Raw genomic sequence first — 17645 nt, forward strand, 5'->3', positions numbered from 1 at the left:
CAATAATTGCTATATTGCACTATAAGCACCATACCGAATATTCAAAATGAAGACTGTTACCACAAAAAATCGAAAACGATTCGGCGATGTTCTCGTCGAAGCTGGCGTCATTAGCGCCGAGGCACTTGAAGAAGCACTTGGCGAACAGGCCCAGACACAGCTGAAACTGGGTGAAGTGCTCATTCAACGTGGCATCGTAACTGAACGACAAATAGTTGATATCCTTTCCAGGCACCTTCGCGTACGCCGGCTCAATATTGACAAATTCACCCCCCACCCTGAACTTGCCGAGGTGCTTTCAGAGGAAGAGGCGCTTCGCCTGCACGCAGCGCCACTACTCAAAAAGGGCTCCCTGCTCATCATAACGTGCACCGACCCCACTGATATTTCCATGACGGACGAATTGCAGTCCGCCACCCACCTCGAAATAGAGAGCGTCATCTGCACACGCAGCGAACTGCGCGAAGTGTTCAAGGCGGTGTACGGACGGGACTTTCAGGCAGCGGATGACAAGCTCATCGATCTCGAAGCCATCGATGAGACAGAGATTGAACAGGAAGAAGACGAGCCCGACGAAACCATCAATATTTCAAACCTGCAAAGCATGGTTGAAGAAGCGCCCGTCATCAAGCTCGTCAACTCTATTCTGGTGAAGGCGCTCAATGCCGGCGCCAGCGACATTCATCTCCGTGCTGTGCGCAACAACGTGCTGCTGCAACTGCGTATTGACGGCAAGCTCAAACGATTCGACTCGTTTCCAAAACAATATTTTTTTCCTCTGGTCTCACGCCTCAAGCTGCTTTCCAATCTGGACATCTCGGTCACCCGCGTCCCCCAGGACGGGCGTTTTTCCTATCGAGTCGCCAACAAGGAAATCGGCGTCCGCACCTCCACCCTGCCCACTATATACGGCGAAAAGGTAGTCATGCGCTTGCATGTGCAGGACAAAAAGCACTTCACCCTTGGCGACCTCGGGCTCGGGGAAAGGGAACAGACTCTGGTTCGCAGGGCGGCCAAGAAACCTTTTGGCATGATCCTTACCACCGGCCCCACAGGAAGCGGCAAAACAACGCTCTTGTATACCCTGTTGGACATGGTCAACGACTCCGGTATCAACATCGTGACGCTGGAGGACCCCGTGGAGTCGCGTGTGGACTACATGACCCAGATCCAACTCAACACCAAAGTGGGCATGACCTTTGCCAGTGGTCTGCGCTCCATTTTGCGCCAGGACCCCGACGTGATAATGGTCGGTGAGATTCGCGACGGTGAAACCGCCCATATCGCCATTGAATCTGCCATGACAGGGCACAAGGTGCTTTCCACACTGCATACCAACGATGCATCAGGGGCGGTGAGCCGCTTTCTGGAAATGGGGCTGGAGCCCTTTCTCATTGCCAGCACCATGCTCATTGTCATCGCGCAACGGCTAGTGCGAAAAATCTGTCCGCATTGCATAGAGCCCTACCAGGCTTCAAAAAAGGAACTCAGGGCCATGAGCCTCGACCCGTCGCAAAGTCCAATAATGCATTTTTTCAAGGGACGCGGTTGCCCCAGCTGTGGCAACACCGGATACAAAGGGCGCATGGGAGTATTTGAAGTCCTGAATATCGACGACAAGGTACAACAGCTCATCATCCAACGCGCTTCTGCCCAGGAGATTCGCAACGTAGCAATAGCCGATGGCAGCCTGCGCCCCTTGCGGACGGATGCCGCCCACAAGGTGCTCCAGGGCTTGACTACTTTTGAAGAATACCTTTCCGTAGCCATATAAAATTGAGTGACAGTAAGACCGAAAAGTAACCCGCCCCCTCCAGTAAAATGAGGCGCAGGTAAAACCAACGCAAGAGATTATGCAAGATACGCAATTCGATATGGAAGAGACCAACCCCACTGCAAACCCAAAGGGTGTGCAGCCGATATTCATTGCTCGCCAACCCATATTCGACAAAGACCGTCGGGTCTGGGGGTATGAGCTGCTCTTCCGCTCCAGTTCTCACGCCACGTCCGCAACCATGGACGATCCCGAAGCCGCCACGGCTTCGGTCATTGTGGACGGTTTTCCCCTGGCCTCCGCCGGCACCAAAAATACACAGCGTATGGCCATCAACTTTACCCACGATATGGTCGTTAACGAGATGTACGCATCCCTGCCGGGGCAGCGTATCGTGGCCGACCTGCCATCCAAGCACAACGACACTGACTTCATAGCAGGTTGCAAAAAACTCAAAGACCTTGGATTTTTGCTGGCAACAGAAGTGCCTGCCAAGAGCGAACTGGTCAAACTTGTCGATATCATCCGCATCGATGCTTCGCTTTTTGATCAACAAAGCCTGAAAAGCGCAGCGGAGCAGATTAAAAAACGCAAATGTCTCGCCCTTGCGCAAAAAATCGAGCACAAGGAGACCTTCGACCTGTTACTGGAACAGGGGTTTGACCTTTTTCAGGGGTACCTGTTCAGCAAGCCTATCGTACTGCCCGGGCGCACCCCCGGCCTCTCAAAAATTTCCAAACTTCGCCTTGTCAAAAATCTGGCCAACGACGACTACAATACAAAGGAAATTACCAAGCTGCTTTCCGAGGATGTGGGCTTGAGCTACAGGCTCATCAGGTTCATCAATTCCCCTTACTTCGGGTTTGAAAAGCGGATTACCTCTGTGGGGCACGCCGTTTCTCTGCTGGGGCAGAACCCCCTCAAACAATGGCTCATGGCCGTTTCGCTTTCTGAAATCTGTGAGGACCAGCATTGCAGCGAGCTGTATTTCGTCTCACTCAAACGCGCCCGCTTCATGGAGCAGATAGCCCAGAAGTCAACGCGCTTCAAAGATGATACAGAAAGCTTTTTCCTGCTGGGACTTTTTTCGAAGCTCGACGCCCTCCTCCTTGAAAGCATGGAGAAACTGGTACAGGAGCTCAATCTCGATGAGAGCATAGGCAAGGCCCTCTGTGGAGAGCACAACGACTATCGCCTGCTCCTCGATCTTGCCGAAGGCATCGAGACTGCCCAATGGGGCGAGCTGACCCCCCTCATGGAAAAGCTCGGCCTGCGTAGCGCCGACGTCGCCGTCGCCCATAACATGTCCATACTGTGGGCTGCCGAAATTACAGCCGCCACCGAAAACATGAAGGAGTAAACCGGTGTCCTTCATCAATGCGAGCTTGAGTCTGTTTCTCGAAGAATGGCTTCTGTCCTGCATTATCCTTTTGCTGTGCTTCCTTGCCGGCTATTGGATATGGAAACAGAAAAAAAAAAGACACCACCCCCCTGAAAAAAAGGGCGGCCAGCAGCCAGCAGCCTCTGGAATGAATGAGGTCCCGGCTTTTCCGGATGACACCCAGCCAGCACAACGGGAGCAGAGTGCACCGCCCCCGGAACGCGTGGCCCTGCTGGAAGAAGCCCTTGATGCAGCCCTGGCTGGAGACAAACAGGCATCGCTGCCATCCGTACCAGAGGGTATCCCCCCGGAAATTCAGAAACGCATCGATAAAAGCCTCAAAGAGCTGGATGCCTTCGGCCTGACCTTTCAGAAAATGCGGGTCTTCAACGACCCCAACGCAAGCCTGCAGCGGCTGACGCAGGCCATCACGCTGGATATTGTCTTTTCCACCAAAGTACTAAAACAGGCCAATTCCCCCTTTTTCGGTATGCCGGGACAGGTATCCTCTTTGCACCACGCCGTGCTTATTTTGGGCATCAACAACCTGAAGACCCTGTACTTCCAGGATCATTTCAAAATGATCGGACAGGAAGGAGGGCATTACTCCACCATTCGCCAACAGGTCTGGCGACACTCCATCGCCACTGCCATTTTGGCAGCCCATCTTTGTGTTGCATTCAAAATGGCGCCCCCTGAAACCGCGTTTACCCTGGGTTTGCTGCACGATGTAGGCAAGCTGGCGCTGGCGGATATGGCGGAGCACATGGTCAACGAGCAGCAAGAGCATCCCGATTACCATACTGGGTGGAGCGTGGAGGAAGAAGAGGCCCTTTTCGGCGTGGAGCACGCCACCATCGGCCGCATGGCTGCCACATCCTGGAACCTGCCCAAGGAGACAGCCATGGTCATTGGGGCGCACCACCACATGCGTCTCGACAGCGAGGCAAAAACGGATTCCGCAAAATCTTTGGTATTGAGCCTTTCCCTGGCTGACAGTCTGGCCCACGCCTTGCTGGGCGAACCATGGCGCCCGTTGCCTGCTGCTGTGGCAGCCCGGCTGCAAAACAAAAAACGCATGCTCGCAGCCCTGCGCGACCCCGGCCTGCACGAGGAGCTGGACATGGCCAAGATCCTGGCCTGACGCGTTTTTTTCAGGGGAAAGAGAACGAAAGACGCTACATGAAGATAATGGGGGCGGCCTCTTCCAGAGTGGTGATGCCCTTGGCGACTTTAGATATGGCGTCCATCTTCATGGTGCGGAAACTCTTGGCCTGTACACCTGCCCTGGATATTTCCTTTGAAGACTTCCGCTGCAAAATCATTTCGCCGATCATATCGTCGATGACCAGGACTTCATAAATACCGGTACGCCCCTTATATCCTGTGTTATTACAGGAGGGGCACCCCTGCCCTTTCATGAAGTTGATCTTGCTCTTGGGGTGCAGCTTTAATTGATCCACCATGCTCTGCGGTGGATTATACGGCGCAGCGCAATTGGGGCAGACACGACGCACCAGCCGCTGCCCCACAGCCACCAGCAGTGTGGAAGCCACCAGAAACGGCTCAACGCCCATATCTATAAAACGCGTCACAGCACCAGGGGCATCGTTGGTATGCACCGTGGAGAGCAGTCTGTGACCGGTCATGGCCGATTCAACAGCAATATGCGCCGTTTCACCGTCACGAATCTCACCAACCATCAGCACGTCCGGGTCCTGACGCAAAATGGCGCGCAAACCGCTGGCAAAGGTCATGCCCGCCTTCCGGTTCAGTTGCACCTGGCGGATGGTGTCCAGACGCGATTCAACCGGGTCTTCCAAAGTGATGATGTTGATGTTGGGTTTATCTATCTCGCGCAGCAGAGAATACAACAGGGTGGTTTTACCACTTCCTGTGGGGCCTGTAGCCAGAATCATGCCGTAAGACTTGTTGATCGCGGCCTCGACCTTCTCACGCTCCTCGTCAATCATGCCCAGGTCGGCCAAGGTCAAGGTGCCCGACTGGCGCATCAAAAGACGCATGACCATGTTTTCGCCATAAATCGTGGGCAATGTGGACGCGCGGACGTTGACCTCTTTGGTCTGTACATGAAAGGAAAAGCGCCCGTCCTGAGGAACGCGGGTCACGGATATGTCCATGCTGGCGATGAGCTTGAGCCGCGAAACCACGGACATGAACACGCTTTTTGGAGGGGCGGGCATCTCATGGAGCTGACCGTCCACACGGAATCTGAGCTGCACACTGTCGCGCTTGGGGCTGATATGCACGTCAGATGCGCCAGCGTTCACAGCCTGCACCAGAATCTGGTTCACCAGTTTTACAACGGGGGCGTCTTCCAGAGAGGCAATGGAAATATCTGGTGTAATATCCCTGGATTCGTCACTTTCTACAGAAAGCTCCTCCAGGGTGCCCAGCATCTCGCCCATATCGGCCTTGGAGCCAAAATAGGAAAAAATAAGGTCGTTGAGTTCCTCTTTGGGGCAATAGACGGGCTCCAGGTCGAACTTGGTAAGTTTCTCCACCGCATCCAGCAAACCCAGGTTCAACGGGTCTGCAGTGGCCACCCAGAGCATGTTGTCCTTTTTGCGCAAGGGAACAAGCTGACGATCCTTGAAGACAGCCTCGGGCAATTCGCTCTTGAGGTTGTCATCCAAGGGATATTTTTCAGGGGTATAGCGGTCTATCTTCAGTTGCGCACTGACGTAATCCATCAGCTCTTTTTCGCCGAGCTTTCCTTGCCGACGCAAATATTCCGCCAGTTTAACGCCGGACTTCCGCTGCACGGCCTTAAACTGATCGAATTCGCCCCGTTGGGTGATGTTGGATTTTGGTGTTTCGTCAGGATTCATGAAGAAGTATTATCTCTTGCCTTACAGATTTCATTTCCACTATACAGTGCGCTGCTGCGCGAAAGAATCTGAGCGTCCCATACCTTATGCCCGAATTTCGACCCCGAAGTCAAAAACGCAGCATGCCAGCAAAGACGCCCAGTATTGACCTTGGAAAGTGAAGAAGATGTTTTCATCTGCAGGCAATAGTAATCATTCAATCCATTCACGGCAACCTCAAACACCATGTTGGCAATCCCGCACAGGCAAACATTTAATTTGTTCGGTTCCGAACCATAGTATCCCGATTGACGGCGTACCCTTTTTTGGGCCATGAAGAGAGAGGATATCGCCATGGATAATGAACGTATATATATTGACACATTTTTCGCCCGACAGCCCATCTTCAGTGCACGCAAATCAGTGTGGGGATATGAGTTGCTGTACCGCAGCAGCCCTGAAGACACCTATGCATCATTTGACGATAACGATATCGCCACACTGACGGTCATCTCAAACGCCATCATGAACATGCCCAAGGCCAAAGAGTCTGGGCGCAAAGTGCTTATCCACTTTACCAAGGGCTCCATCCAGCGCGAAATCCCCCTGGCTCTGCCGCCGGAAACCACGGTGGTGGAAGTGGACGAAAGCTTTGGCCAGGACCCGGAGATGATCGAGGCCTTGAAGAAGCTCAAGGCCGAAAACTACATGATCGCCTGCAACAACTTCCGCGCAAAAGCCTCGTGCTTGCAGCTCTACAAGCTGGCGGATATCGTCTTTGTCGACATATTGGGCAAGGACCGCGAGACCATCAAGGCGTTGGCGGACAAAGCCCACGCCATGCCCTTCATGCTGGCGGCCAAGCGCGTTGAGGAAATGTCCCAGTTCCAGATGGTGAGCGAGCTGGGATTCGCCCTTTTCCAGGGATTTTTCTTTGAAAAACCCCAGATTGTGCCCGGGCGCAAACTTTCCTCCAACCAGATTTCCCGGTTGATGCTTTTCAAGGTGCTGGAAAAGGAAGACCCTGATTTCGAAGAATTGAGCAAGGTCATTGAAGCCGATGTCTCCATCAGCTACCGGTTGCTCTCCTTCATCAACTCGGCGGCCTTCGGTCTCACCAGAAAGGTGGAATCCATCAAGCAGGCCCTGGTTTTGCTGGGGTGGAAACAAATAAAGAGCTGGCTGTGGCTGGTAATTCTCACTGACATCTCTCCCGAGGACAAATCCTCGGAGTTGCCGTATCTTTCCACCATCCGTGGCAAATTTCTGGAACGGCTGGCCGTGAATCACGATGTGCAGAACGTCAAAGCCGATTCACTCTATCTGCTGGGGCTTTTCTCCCTGCTGGAGGCCATGCTCGACCAGCCCATGGAGACCATCGCCCAGGACCTCCCCCTGGACGACAAGATAAAAAATGCGCTCTGCCACCAGGAAAACGAGTACACCAAATGGTTGGAGCTGGCCCGCAGCTTTGAGACGGGGGAATGGGACAAGATGGAAGGGATTGTCGAAGTCCTGAAGCTGGACCCCATGATCGTAGCAAATTCATACAGCGAGGCCCTGGTCTGGGCTAAAAGCTTCCACGAACAAGCCGAATCCTAAGAGGATCGCGCCGCCCTTTCTATTGCAGGGGCGGTTTCGCGGCCCACTCCCCACCTTGAGCAGGGGAAGAAAAAGCATCATCCTTATTGCCGGCTGGGTGCGCGGTCGCGGCAATACTGGCGCTTCTGTCCAACCGCGTAGAGCATTTCCACCAGTCAGCAAGCATGCGCCCTGTTACTCTGCCCACAAAGCGCATGACTTCTGCTCCATTCTCCAAAAACAGATAGGTAGGGTAACCGGCGATGTTGTATTTGACCCGCTCTACATCGCAATACCCTCCTGGCAGCACGAAGGTGGGCAACCTGCCATCGCTTTTTGAAAGCAAGTACTTCAAGGCTTCCACCTGATCCTGATAGCAGCGGTTCCTGCTGACGAAAACCACAAGCGCCAGACAGTTCTGCGTGCTCAGAAAATTCTCAACATCCTGGTAGGTGGAAAAACCAAGGTAGTCACAAACAGCCATCGCAAAACTCCTGCTCCCCCCGTTTTCTGGTTGCACAGAAACACGGAAGCGAGCTTATGATGATTGATCCAGTTTGGCGAGCATTCTCTGCGCAGGGGCGTACTTTTCGTCTATCTCCAAAGAATACCGAAACATTTTACGGGCGTTTGTTCTGTTGCCTACATGCAGGTAGGAAAGCCCCATGTTAAAGGGAATGGCTGGCGACTGACGTAGCACTTCCTTGTCTACATCTATGGCCTTTGCATAATATTGCAGTGCCTTGCGGTGCTCCTTACCCACGGCGTACGCCACCCCGATATTGTAATGGATGCCGCCGTCGTCCGGCACAACCTTCAGGGCCTTTTTGTAGTTATCGATGGCTTCTTCCCAGCGCCCCTGCTGCCGCAGAATGATGCCGCGTTCATTAAACATCCAGAGGTCGTCCTTTCCAAGGCTTTCCCCGCGAAGGGCAATGGCTTCTTCCATGTACTGCAGGGCCATATCCTTGTCTTTGTCACTCACGCTCTTGGCCATGCGCATCAAGGACTCGCTGACCATCTCGTCCGCCACACGCTTGACGACTTTCTTGGCTTCCTGGAAGCTGTTCTGAGCCTGCTCCATGTCGTCCATCTGCACATACACTTCGCCGATCTCGATCTTGCGCTCGTAGTTTAATGGCGAAAGCTTTTCCAGGCGGTTCAGGTATTCGAGCTGTGCTTCCGTGTCGCCTGTCTTTTTTGCGAGATCCACCAACCGTTGCAAAGGTTTGACGTACAACCGCTCACTTTTGGCGGCGTTCAGATAATGATCACGGGCGTCCTCAAAGTTGCCGCGCTTGGTGGCAACATCTCCCAGCAGGATGTGCCCCGCCAAACTGTCTGCCTTCACTTCAAACACACGCTCGGCAATACGCTCTGCACCATCCAGGTCACCCTGCTCCACCAGTTCATTGGCTCGATCGAAAAGCACGGAAAGTTCATTGTTCGGCTTTATGGCAAAAGCCATTTTTTCGATGATTGCATTGACCGAAATGGGCTTGATTATCAAGCTGTCGGCGCCCACCTCGAAAATGAGAACTATGTCGCCACGCCCTATCTCATCGCTTGAGACGATGACCCTTGCTTTTTCAGGGTAGAATTCCTTCAGCACTTTGAGGGGTTTCACATAGGAGCGCGCGCCGATTTTACGTTCCAGAAAGACCAGCGTGGGCAGCTTGCGCTTTTCGATTTCCTTGGTGAGCCTTGTCACTGCAGTGTCGTAATCCGTCACTTCGGTCACATGCTGCCGAAAATCCAGACCAACCTGTTCCAGGGCGAATCGCACAGCCTTGAAAAAAGCCTGGTCCTCTGTGCATACCAGTATCTTGCCGCCGGTATTACAAAATTCGTGGAGCACCTTGTCATAGTGCTTGAGTTTGAGATCGGCCTTGACCCGTTTTGAGTAACTCATGGGTATCCTTATGGGTGATTACGGTTTGAGACCGTTTGATCCGAGCCGTTGTCTGAGGCGTTGAATGCGGACCATGAGACTGGGGTCGATTTCGTCCAGGATGGAGGGTTCCAGCAGCGGAACAAAGACCTCGAGCAACTTGCTTTCCAACCCCAAAGCCTTGATCGCCGCCACATCTTGTTCCTTGAGAGGCTTGCCCGGTGTGGGAACACCGGCGGCAAGTTCTTTTTCCAACACCATGCCAGGCGCCAACTCGTCCACGGGGAGTTTTTCGCGGGCGTAGCCTTCCCGCGCTCCCAGCAAGGGCTCCATCAAGGAGAATATAGCCGGATCGTACCATTCGTTACGTGCGCGCATTGCCTGCAACGCCTTTCTGCGGGAAAGACCACGTTGCTGCAACGCATCGAAGTCCAGCGCCACCTTCAAGATGCGCGCGCCCAGCGGAATTTCTTTCCCCGTGAGTTCCTGATCCGGCGGACCGGAACCATCATAGCCTTTTTCCTGCCAGGCAATGATAGTGGCCACTTCCTCCATGCGAGGGATATTGGTCAGCAACTCGCTTCCCAACCGCGGGTGCAGGGCAAAAAGCTCCCGTTCCTCGGTGTCCAGCTCATCACCCTGTATATATTTCTGCAGCAACGCCTCAGGAAGAATCAAAAAGCCAAGTTGCGACAGCATCACTGCCAGCTCCAGCTTCCACGGTTCGTTCATGCCCAGGGCGCGCCCCAGGTCGAGTACCAGCCGCTTCACCCGGGAGCAACGCTGATGCGCCGTGGCGTTGGCCATTGCCAAAAGATCGGTGAGCACCTTGATAACGCCCTTTAATGTACCGCGGATAAACTCCTTTTCCGCGGTCACAAGCCGGTATTGCCGCACCCCGGCAGCCAGGGCGTCGTGCATTTCCTGCTCAGGGCATGGCTTGGCCAGAAAACGGAAAACATGCCCCTTGTTCACGGCAGATATGGCCGCGCCAATATCGGCATAGCCCGTCAGCATTATCCGAATGGTGTCCGGACAGCGATTTTTGAGTTGGGAAAAAAACTCGATGCCATCAATACCCGGCATGCGCAGATCAGAAATGACCACGGCAAACGGCCCGCGTTCGGCAATGGCCGCGAGCCCTTCCACGGGGCCAAGGGCCGTATCCACGGCGTACCCTTTGCGAAAGGTACGCGCATAGGCGGCCAGAACCTGCTGATCGTCATCAACGAAAAGAATCCTTGGTCCCTTGCTACTCACGCTCTCCCCCGCGCCGCAGCAGATCTGTAAAGCATACCACGGCGTCTGCTGTATCAAGAATAGTTCAAGATCGCGTCAATGCCAAACATTCACTGAAATCAGTGGGTACTTAATCAATTTTCCCCATCCTGGAGTGATCCGCTACCTGGAGGCATTGCCTGCTGCATCCTCAAGAGTGGCTGGCAGATACAGGCGGAACAGGGCGCCTCCACCGGGGGCATCTTCTACGGTTATGCGCCCCCCGTGCTGTTCCACCACAATGGCATGGGCAATGGCCAGTCCTTGCCCCGTGCCTTGCCCCACATCTTTTGTCGTAAAGAATGGTTCAAATATGCGCGCGCGCAAGTCCTCTGGCACACCGCTACCGCTATCGGCAACCATTATTTCACACTGCGCCCCTTCTGTTGCATCCGGAATCCAACGGGTCCTGACAACGATGCGACCGGATACATCTCTTTTTTCCGGATTGCCGGTGCGGGATTCCTCGATAGCCTGGGCGGCGTTCAGCAGCAGATTTATGACCACCTGCCCAAGCTCGGCACCCCAACCGGGTATATCAGGCAGGGTGGGGTCCAGTTGCTGTTCGACTTTCGCATGCCGTTTCCATTCATTACGCGTCACCACCACGGCGTTGGCAACCATGGCGTTTATGTCCACTACGCCCATCTCACTACGGGCCAGACGCCCTGGGTGCGACAGCTGGTGCATGGCCTGCACTATGCGCCCTATCTGTTCTACGCCTTGCCGGGAATTCGCTATTGCCAGGGGCGCTTCCTGCAGCAGGTAATCAATATCGGCTTCGGTTTCCAAAGTTTTGATGTGATCGCTTAGGGTGGCCATTGCGGGCGGGACGCTGTTTTCCAACACAAGACCGTGGAGCTTGCGGTATGCAGCGATAAGGGCGGACACATCCTTGAAGGCGTTTTCCAAAAAGCCTGCATTAAACCCCAAATATTGCACAGGGGTGTTTATCTCATGGGCAATCCCTGCAGCCAGACGCCCAATGGACTGCATTTTTTGTTCATGGGCCTGGCGCTGTTCCTTGATGCGGGCTTCGCTGATGTCTCTCCCCAGAATCAGCACCCCGCCCTCTTCCATGGGGTAAAGCGTAAGACCAAGCAACCCCTCACTCTGATCTTTCCGGAAATAATGCAGATCATCCAGCCTGCGCGTTTCCCCACTTTTGCGGCAGCGGCGGATTTCAGACAACAAGGCGTCCAGCTCCTGCCCGCCAAGTCCAAGGGGCAGCTCGCCAAGAAAACGCCCCTGCACTGCTGCGCCAATGAGGCCAAAAGCAGCTCGGGCGGCGTCGTTTACATGCGTTACCCTGCCCACTCCATCCACAAGCAGGAGAATGGCGGTGATCGCGGATATGATGCCGCTCATCTGACGGTGCGCCACTTCCAGAGCGGCTTCGGCGCGCTTGCGCGAGGCAATGTTGCGCGCGACGCCCAAAAATCCTTCTAGCGCGCCATCTTCCCCACGCAAGGGGGAGATGATGGTATCTGTCCAGACCAAAGAGCCGTCAGTACGCACCAATTCCAGCTCCCAGCGAACAGGGGAGCTATCGCGCTTACCATCTGTCTCTTCCTGGTCGCGCCGTTTCCTGGCCCCTTCCAAAAGAGGCAGCCAGCGTTCTTGGACCAGGACGCCTATGGACGAACCAATGATTGTTTCCGGGGAGTGCCCAGTAAGCGCTGTAATGGCAGGGCTGATATAAATGCAGACATGATCCGCATCGATAATAAAAATGACATCGCTGGCATTGCGCGCCAGCAGGCTGAAAAGCCTTTCGCTCTTGGCAAGGCGCCCTGCACTGTGCAGCAATTCCGCCTCGACGCGCTCGCGTTTGCGGATTTCATTAGAAAGCGCCCTTCTGGTCTGCTCCAGCCCGCTGCGCGCCTTTCGTGAACTGCGCAGACTTTTGCCCAGAGAGGCCCAGGGCCCTCTTCTTTTACGTTGCTTGCTCATGGCGCTCAAGAACGTGCTCCAGGCCCAGGGCGGCTGCGGCCCGCTGCAGACATTGAACCGCCTGCTCACGAGAGGCGTCACCCACGGCGGCACCGGCGCCGGCCGTGACCAGCTCTCTTCCGTAACGCTCGACACAGGCCAATGCGTCTCCCGCCTCAGGCACACTGTCGATATGCTCCCGATGCCGCAAGATAAAGGCAAGATTGCTTATTTCAATGGCATTCCAACGCTTGCGGAACAGCAAATCGCACAGTTCGCCCAGCAATGCTGCGTCACCGGCCTTTTCACCGTGTACCGTTTTCGCGTCATGGGCGCACTGAGGCGCGGCAGCCAGGCTCACATCATTTTTCTGATCTTTGTCGCCAGAGGGCACGTCTTCTCCTTTTTGCAGCAGTCGTTACAAGACTATTATGACGATAGGGGCGAGTATGCTCTCCCCTACAAGGATTATCAAGCAAAGCCGCCCCCACTACAGCCGGCGGATGGTCTCGTCTCGCAATTGCAAACGCCCTGCAAGGGCCTTGTCCAGCATGTCTAGAGCGTGCTCTTTATCACGGGGCAGACGCAAGGCCAGCGGCACATAGTTTGATGCATGGTTGCTAAAGAACTGAGAGCGTTCAAGCTCCAAGTGGGCGATCATTTCCCGCAGTTCCGCCAGCATGCTCATGGCGCCCGGCAGCGTGAACCGCCCCGCTTGCGCATCCAAAGCCAGGGGCGTTTCCGGTATGAGCATCAACGTCAACGCCGCGGCGTATTCAGGCTGCATGGCATTCAAAACCTCCGCCGTCCGCCGGGCATGCTCCAGGGAGCGCTCTTCGCCAGCCACTCCCAGCAGGACTGTGACGTTGCGCTTCAAGCCCGCTTCCTTTGCCCGCGCTGCCTGATGCACCATCTCCGCTGCGGTCTCCCCCTTCTTTATCATGGCAAGGGTGGCGTCGTCGCCGGACTCCACCCCCATATAGACCGTGCGCAATCCCAATTCACGCAACTCGCGCAACTCATCGATACTTTTATGCCGCAGACTCTTTGCATTGGCGTAGGTGGCCACGCGGGAGACCCATGGCAATCGCTCCCTTATATCCTGCAAAAGGGGCACTAGCCTCTTTTGGGGCATCACCAGCGCATCCCCGTCGCAAAGGAATACCCGACGCTGCCGTTTGCAACAACGGGCCGCAAAATCCAGGTCGCGCAGAACGACCTCCCGCGGCTTTATGGTAAAACGTTTGGCCTTGTAGGCACCACAAAACGTGCACTTGTTGTGAGAGCACCCCAGCGTAACCTGCAACAGTATGCTGTCCGCTTCACTGGGGGGGCGGATGACCACCCCTTCATGCTGCATTTCATCGGGTGTCTGCATTCTCAAACCATTTTAGTAAAATAGTGAATAAAATCATTCCAACGCATACAACAAAAGCATGCATCATCATGGTAGCAAAACAAATCGTTCTCTACCACGGGGCCTGGGGACTTGCATGGTGATAGATGATCAACCGTTCATGGGCAAGAGGAACCGTTCACCGTGGCTGCCCACAGATTCTTTCCCTGCGTGCGCGCTTGCCTGGCCGATTCCGCCATTGACCTGAAGGAATCTGGAGATATGCCGATGAGCAGCATATAGAAGATGGTAACAAATCATCACGCAAAAAAAGCAGGAGGGCGCCATGTTTACGCAATGGTTATTGCAGCGGCAACTGGAACAGGGATACTCGATCCGCGACGTGGCCTCATTTGCGGGCGTTTCTGAAACCGAACTTCAATTCCTGATGTCCAATGGCCAGTGTCTGCGCAGCGCGCGTGAACAACTGGAGCGCAGCCTTGCCGGAGCAGGCATGGGCATTGGCCGGCAGACCATGCCCATGACTCGTGGCGCCTGACCCTACGTACCCGCCATGATGCTAGACATACTATGTACAAAAAAACCGGCGCCCCCATTTTGCGTGTGGAGGCGCCGGAAATACATTTCTGTCGCAAGCTGAATCCTAGAGAAACCCTTTACTCTTGAGTCTGATGGAATCTTCGTCCATCTCCAGCTCCACATTCTGCTGGGCTTCCTCGTGTACCGCCTCAAACCGCTTTCTCGCAAGAAAGTGTTTTATTTCACTCGTCTGGATATCAGTCAGGCTTTCAAATTCACTGCCTACGCTGTCAGAAGAAGTGCGGGTTACGCGTGCGGCAATATTTTTGAGGACTTCTTCCTGCCCATCCACAATACTGAAGACAATACGCTGCCCCTTGGAAAAATCGTAGTCCGCATCGGAAGGCTCGAACCCGACACCAACAGCACTCATGTCCAGCACTTGCGCATTTCCAATGACAACGCCGAAGTCCAATCCGACCTTGTCCACCTCGACCCGTTCGGCCTTGCGGCGGTCGGCCCCTTTGGCTGCAAGCTTTTCAGAAACCTGAAAAATTGCAGCACAACGGGGGCAACGGACTTTTTTATTCAAAGCTGATTCGGGAACATTACCCACCGCCCTGCAACTGGGACACCGTATTTGCATGTAAGACCCCCAACGGAAAATACTTCTTTTTTTATTAATATAGCACCCCGGACTTATCGGGTAAAGCAGTTTTCACTATGTGACGCATTTTTTGCGTTTTTCAGGGCATGTAGCTATCTTCACTTGCCATGCAATAAACCCAGGCGTAAATTATATTTCTACATTTGTTACGCGGCCTTTTTTTCCTGTCCGGCATAATGAAATCCATCAATTAAATGAGCATTCCTCCTTCTTTCGAGCACCCTGCTCCGTACGCCGAGCCTTCTGCTGCAGGGCATGCAGGCACCGCCGGCAATGATCTGCTGCGTATCTGCTTTGCAGCCATCTGCACAATGGCAATGATGTATGCGCCGCAGCCATTGTTCAATACAATGGCTACAACATTTGAAGTACAGCAAACAGCTATATCTCTCGTTGTTACAGTTGTCCTGCTCCCCCTTGCTGTTGCCCCCCTCGCCTACGGGTTCATGCTTGAATCGATCTCGCCCAGGCTGGTGTTGATAAGCTGCATGACTTTGCTCGCATTGCTGCAATGCGGCATGGCCATGGCGCCTGGATATGCCTCCTTCATGGTGTTGCGCTGTCTGCAGGGGCTTCTTGTCCCGGCCATGCTCACTGCGCTTATGACCCGTATCGGCACCACCAAAGGTACAGGCAATGTGCAGCGGATCATGGCGCTCTACATTGCCAGCACAATCTTTGGCGCTTTTGCCGGTCGCCTGGGCTCCGGGTTTCTTTCCACCCATTTCGGTTGGCGCACATCCTTGCTGGTCCTGGCCGGCGTCATGGGCCTCTGCGCCTTTGTCCTGGGGCGACTCTCCCGAGAGGCCACCGCGCGTTTTTCACGACCGTCACTGGCCGCCCTGCCCCATATATTGCGTTTGCCGGGGTTCTTTCGCTCCTATCTTGCGGTTTTCTGCGCTTTTTTCGTATTTGCTTCACTTCTGAACCTGCTGCCTTTTAGGCTCGCGGAAATTGCAGGCGATATCAGTGAATTTCGCATTGCGGCCATGTATTCGGGATATCTTTTGGGCATACTTGTCTGCATCTTCGTCATGCCGCTGGTACGTTTTTTTGGCAACGAACGCCGGGCCGTGCTTGCGGGCATGCTCTACTTTATCGCCGCCCTGTTCTGCCTAGCGTCTGCAGATCCCTTTTTCGCCCAATGCGCCATGCTGTTCTTTCCGCCCGGTTTTTTTCTGGTGCATGCGGTCATGCCCGGACACCTCAACAGCATCACCACGGCCAACACCGGACTGGTCAACGGGTGTTACCTGGCCATCTATTATCTCGGAGGCGCTCTGGGTTCCTGGCTCCCGGGCTATATCTACCGATGGTGGGGGTGGGACGCCTACATAGCTTTCAGTTGCGGCATACTTCTGTTGGGTATGTTCTTTTCCCTTGGCATGCCAATGTCCAGGGAGAGCAAGCCGTAACGGGAATGCCATCAAACTCGAATTGCCCGTTACCCTACACCATGCTAAAGAGGCTGCCATGAGCAGGTTCCACGAATTAGCCACATATACTTTTGACCCATTACATCTCTTTTGGGAAAATCCTCGCACAAAGCGCACGTTGGCCAGCTTTCTCGTGCTGGCTTTTCTTGCGGGCATTCTTACCATTGAACTCAACCGTCACGGGTGGTTGCCGCAATGGCTGGCGCAAATAACCCCGCTGAAACATTACTTCGCCATCAAGCTGGCTTTTACGCTGGTGCTTTTGATCGAATTGGTGGACCTGGTTTTTGTGCTGCCGTGCTCGGTCTCGAAATCGGTGGGCAAACAATTCGAGATTCTCGCCCTGATCCTGCTGCGTAACGCGTTCAAGGAACTGACCCACTTTCAGGAGCCCATTACGATAGCCGACCCATTGCAACAGGTGCTGCCCATTGTTTCCGATGGCGTTGGCGCCGTGCTGCTGTTTATCGGGCTGGGTGTGTACCATGCCCTGCTCAGACGCCATGGGGCCGAAAAAGACAAGAAAGAACTGTATCATTTCGTAGCGGCAAAAAAGGGCGTTGCTGTTGTCCTGCTGGGAATTTTCGCCGCAACAGGCATCTGGGTGCTCTACTCGTTCATTTTCCTGGAGCAGCGCATAGAATACTTTGAAGTGGTCTATACCGTCCTTATCTTCTCGGATATTCTCATGGTGCTCATCGCGCAGCGCCACCAGCCTTATTTTCAGGCCACATTCCGCAATTCCGGGTACGCGCTTTCCACATTGTTGATCCGGTTGGCCCTTGCCGCGCCACGCTATTACGACGCCGCAATCGCCATTACAGCCATGGCGCTTGCCATCGGCATCACCGCTGCCGCATCCATCTGGGGGCGCCGGTTGCAGCACTGACCCCAAAACCGCTGCAGATGCTGGCCGGGAAAGACGCGTTCTCTCGCCATGTGCAAATCACAAAAAAAGGGCGATTCCCGTGGACACCAAAAGCCACATGGAACCGCCC

Annotated in this window: 15 protein-coding genes; 7 read left to right on the top strand and 8 right to left on the bottom strand. The window is 54.3% G+C overall.

Annotated elements, in window-relative coordinates:
- The first annotated feature begins 46 nt into the window (after window positions 1-46).
- From ACZ5EH_RS01140 to ACZ5EH_RS01150, 3 genes are all read left to right on the top strand, one after another.
- The gene (locus tag ACZ5EH_RS01140; protein WP_464276310.1) at window positions 47-1774 is read left to right on the top strand and encodes a GspE/PulE family protein; all 1728 of its coding nucleotides are present in this window, start codon (window positions 47-49) and stop codon (window positions 1772-1774) included.
- A gap of 79 nt (window positions 1775-1853) precedes the next feature.
- Window positions 1854-3134, top strand: a complete 1281-nt coding sequence (locus ACZ5EH_RS01145) for an EAL and HDOD domain-containing protein (protein ID WP_464276311.1) — start codon at window positions 1854-1856, stop codon at window positions 3132-3134.
- Window positions 3135-3138: 4 nt separating this feature from the next.
- The gene (locus ACZ5EH_RS01150; protein ID WP_464276312.1) at window positions 3139-4299 is read left to right on the top strand and encodes an HDOD domain-containing protein; all 1161 of its coding nucleotides are present in this window, start codon (window positions 3139-3141) and stop codon (window positions 4297-4299) included.
- Between the two features lie 34 nt (window positions 4300-4333).
- On the opposite strand, the gene ACZ5EH_RS01155 is transcribed toward ACZ5EH_RS01150, so the two are convergent.
- Window positions 4334-6007, bottom strand: a complete 1674-nt coding sequence (locus ACZ5EH_RS01155; RefSeq protein WP_464276313.1) for a GspE/PulE family protein — start codon at window positions 6005-6007, stop codon at window positions 4334-4336.
- A 333-nt stretch (window positions 6008-6340) separates the two neighbouring features.
- On the opposite strand from ACZ5EH_RS01155, the gene ACZ5EH_RS01160 reads away from it, so the two are divergent.
- The gene (locus ACZ5EH_RS01160) at window positions 6341-7588 is read left to right on the top strand and encodes an EAL and HDOD domain-containing protein (RefSeq protein WP_464276314.1); all 1248 of its coding nucleotides are present in this window, start codon (window positions 6341-6343) and stop codon (window positions 7586-7588) included.
- A gap of 19 nt (window positions 7589-7607) precedes the next feature.
- On the opposite strand, the gene ACZ5EH_RS01165 is transcribed toward ACZ5EH_RS01160, so the two are convergent.
- The 6 genes from ACZ5EH_RS01165 to ACZ5EH_RS01190 form a co-directional block, all read right to left on the bottom strand.
- On the bottom strand, window positions 7608-8051 hold the full coding sequence (locus tag ACZ5EH_RS01165) for a hypothetical protein (RefSeq protein ID WP_464276315.1): 444 nt from the start codon (window positions 8049-8051) through the stop codon (window positions 7608-7610).
- A 54-nt stretch (window positions 8052-8105) separates the two neighbouring features.
- Window positions 8106-9479: a tetratricopeptide repeat protein gene (locus ACZ5EH_RS01170; RefSeq protein WP_464276316.1), complete on the bottom strand. Its 1374-nt coding sequence runs from the start codon at window positions 9477-9479 to the stop codon at window positions 8106-8108.
- A gap of 18 nt (window positions 9480-9497) precedes the next feature.
- A complete protein-coding gene (locus ACZ5EH_RS01175) occupies window positions 9498-10718 on the bottom strand; it encodes an HD domain-containing phosphohydrolase (RefSeq protein ID WP_464276317.1) in 1221 nt (406 codons plus the stop codon).
- Between the two features lie 141 nt (window positions 10719-10859).
- Window positions 10860-12689, bottom strand: coding sequence for a PAS domain-containing sensor histidine kinase (locus ACZ5EH_RS01180; RefSeq protein ID WP_464278243.1), 1830 nt, complete (start codon window positions 12687-12689; stop codon window positions 10860-10862).
- Window positions 12673-13062: a hypothetical protein gene (locus tag ACZ5EH_RS01185; RefSeq protein WP_464276318.1), complete on the bottom strand. Its 390-nt coding sequence runs from the start codon at window positions 13060-13062 to the stop codon at window positions 12673-12675. The genes ACZ5EH_RS01180 and ACZ5EH_RS01185 overlap by 17 nt, the downstream gene beginning before the upstream one ends.
- 96 nt (window positions 13063-13158) lie before the next feature.
- Window positions 13159-14046, bottom strand: coding sequence for a radical SAM protein (locus ACZ5EH_RS01190; protein ID WP_464276319.1), 888 nt, complete (start codon window positions 14044-14046; stop codon window positions 13159-13161).
- A 304-nt stretch (window positions 14047-14350) separates the two neighbouring features.
- Here ACZ5EH_RS01190 and ACZ5EH_RS01195 point away from each other — a divergent pair, with 304 nt between their 5' ends.
- Window positions 14351-14563, top strand: a complete 213-nt coding sequence (locus tag ACZ5EH_RS01195; RefSeq protein WP_464276320.1) for a hypothetical protein — start codon at window positions 14351-14353, stop codon at window positions 14561-14563.
- A 105-nt stretch (window positions 14564-14668) separates the two neighbouring features.
- Here ACZ5EH_RS01195 and ACZ5EH_RS01200 read toward each other — a convergent pair whose 3' ends face one another.
- The gene (locus tag ACZ5EH_RS01200; protein ID WP_464276321.1) at window positions 14669-15190 is read right to left on the bottom strand and encodes a PilZ domain-containing protein; all 522 of its coding nucleotides are present in this window, start codon (window positions 15188-15190) and stop codon (window positions 14669-14671) included.
- Between the two features lie 215 nt (window positions 15191-15405).
- Between ACZ5EH_RS01200 and ACZ5EH_RS01205 the strand changes: the two genes are divergently transcribed.
- Both ACZ5EH_RS01205 and ACZ5EH_RS01210 read left to right on the top strand, forming a co-directional pair.
- On the top strand, window positions 15406-16626 hold the full coding sequence (locus ACZ5EH_RS01205) for an MFS transporter (RefSeq protein WP_464276322.1): 1221 nt from the start codon (window positions 15406-15408) through the stop codon (window positions 16624-16626).
- Between the two features lie 58 nt (window positions 16627-16684).
- A complete protein-coding gene (locus ACZ5EH_RS01210) occupies window positions 16685-17536 on the top strand; it encodes a hypothetical protein (RefSeq protein WP_464276323.1) in 852 nt (283 codons plus the stop codon).
- The last annotated feature ends 109 nt before the right edge of the window (window positions 17537-17645 follow it).

The organism is Desulfovibrio biadhensis (assembly GCF_055388615.1).

Excerpts from the sequence above, each read along its gene's own strand:
- ACZ5EH_RS01140 (WP_464276310.1), top strand. The coding sequence starts at position 47 with ATGAAGACTGTTACCACAAAAAATCGAAAACGATTCGGCGATGTTCTC.
- ACZ5EH_RS01160 (WP_464276314.1), top strand. The coding sequence starts at position 6,341 with ATGGATAATGAACGTATATATATTGACACATTTTTCGCCCGACAGCCC.
- ACZ5EH_RS01170 (WP_464276316.1), bottom strand. The coding sequence starts at position 9,479 with ATGAGTTACTCAAAACGGGTCAAGGCCGATCTCAAACTCAAGCACTAT.
- ACZ5EH_RS01145 (WP_464276311.1), top strand. The coding sequence starts at position 1,854 with ATGCAAGATACGCAATTCGATATGGAAGAGACCAACCCCACTGCAAAC.
- ACZ5EH_RS01180 (WP_464278243.1), bottom strand. The coding sequence starts at position 12,689 with ATGAGCAAGCAACGTAAAAGAAGAGGGCCCTGGGCCTCTCTGGGCAAA.
- ACZ5EH_RS01200 (WP_464276321.1), bottom strand. The coding sequence starts at position 15,190 with ATGCAAATACGGTGTCCCAGTTGCAGGGCGGTGGGTAATGTTCCCGAA.
- ACZ5EH_RS01210 (WP_464276323.1), top strand. The coding sequence starts at position 16,685 with ATGAGCAGGTTCCACGAATTAGCCACATATACTTTTGACCCATTACAT.
- ACZ5EH_RS01190 (WP_464276319.1), bottom strand. The coding sequence starts at position 14,046 with ATGCAGACACCCGATGAAATGCAGCATGAAGGGGTGGTCATCCGCCCC.
- ACZ5EH_RS01165 (WP_464276315.1), bottom strand. The coding sequence starts at position 8,051 with ATGGCTGTTTGTGACTACCTTGGTTTTTCCACCTACCAGGATGTTGAG.
- ACZ5EH_RS01195 (WP_464276320.1), top strand. The coding sequence starts at position 14,351 with ATGTTTACGCAATGGTTATTGCAGCGGCAACTGGAACAGGGATACTCG.
- ACZ5EH_RS01205 (WP_464276322.1), top strand. The coding sequence starts at position 15,406 with ATGAGCATTCCTCCTTCTTTCGAGCACCCTGCTCCGTACGCCGAGCCT.
- ACZ5EH_RS01155 (WP_464276313.1), bottom strand. The coding sequence starts at position 6,007 with ATGAATCCTGACGAAACACCAAAATCCAACATCACCCAACGGGGCGAA.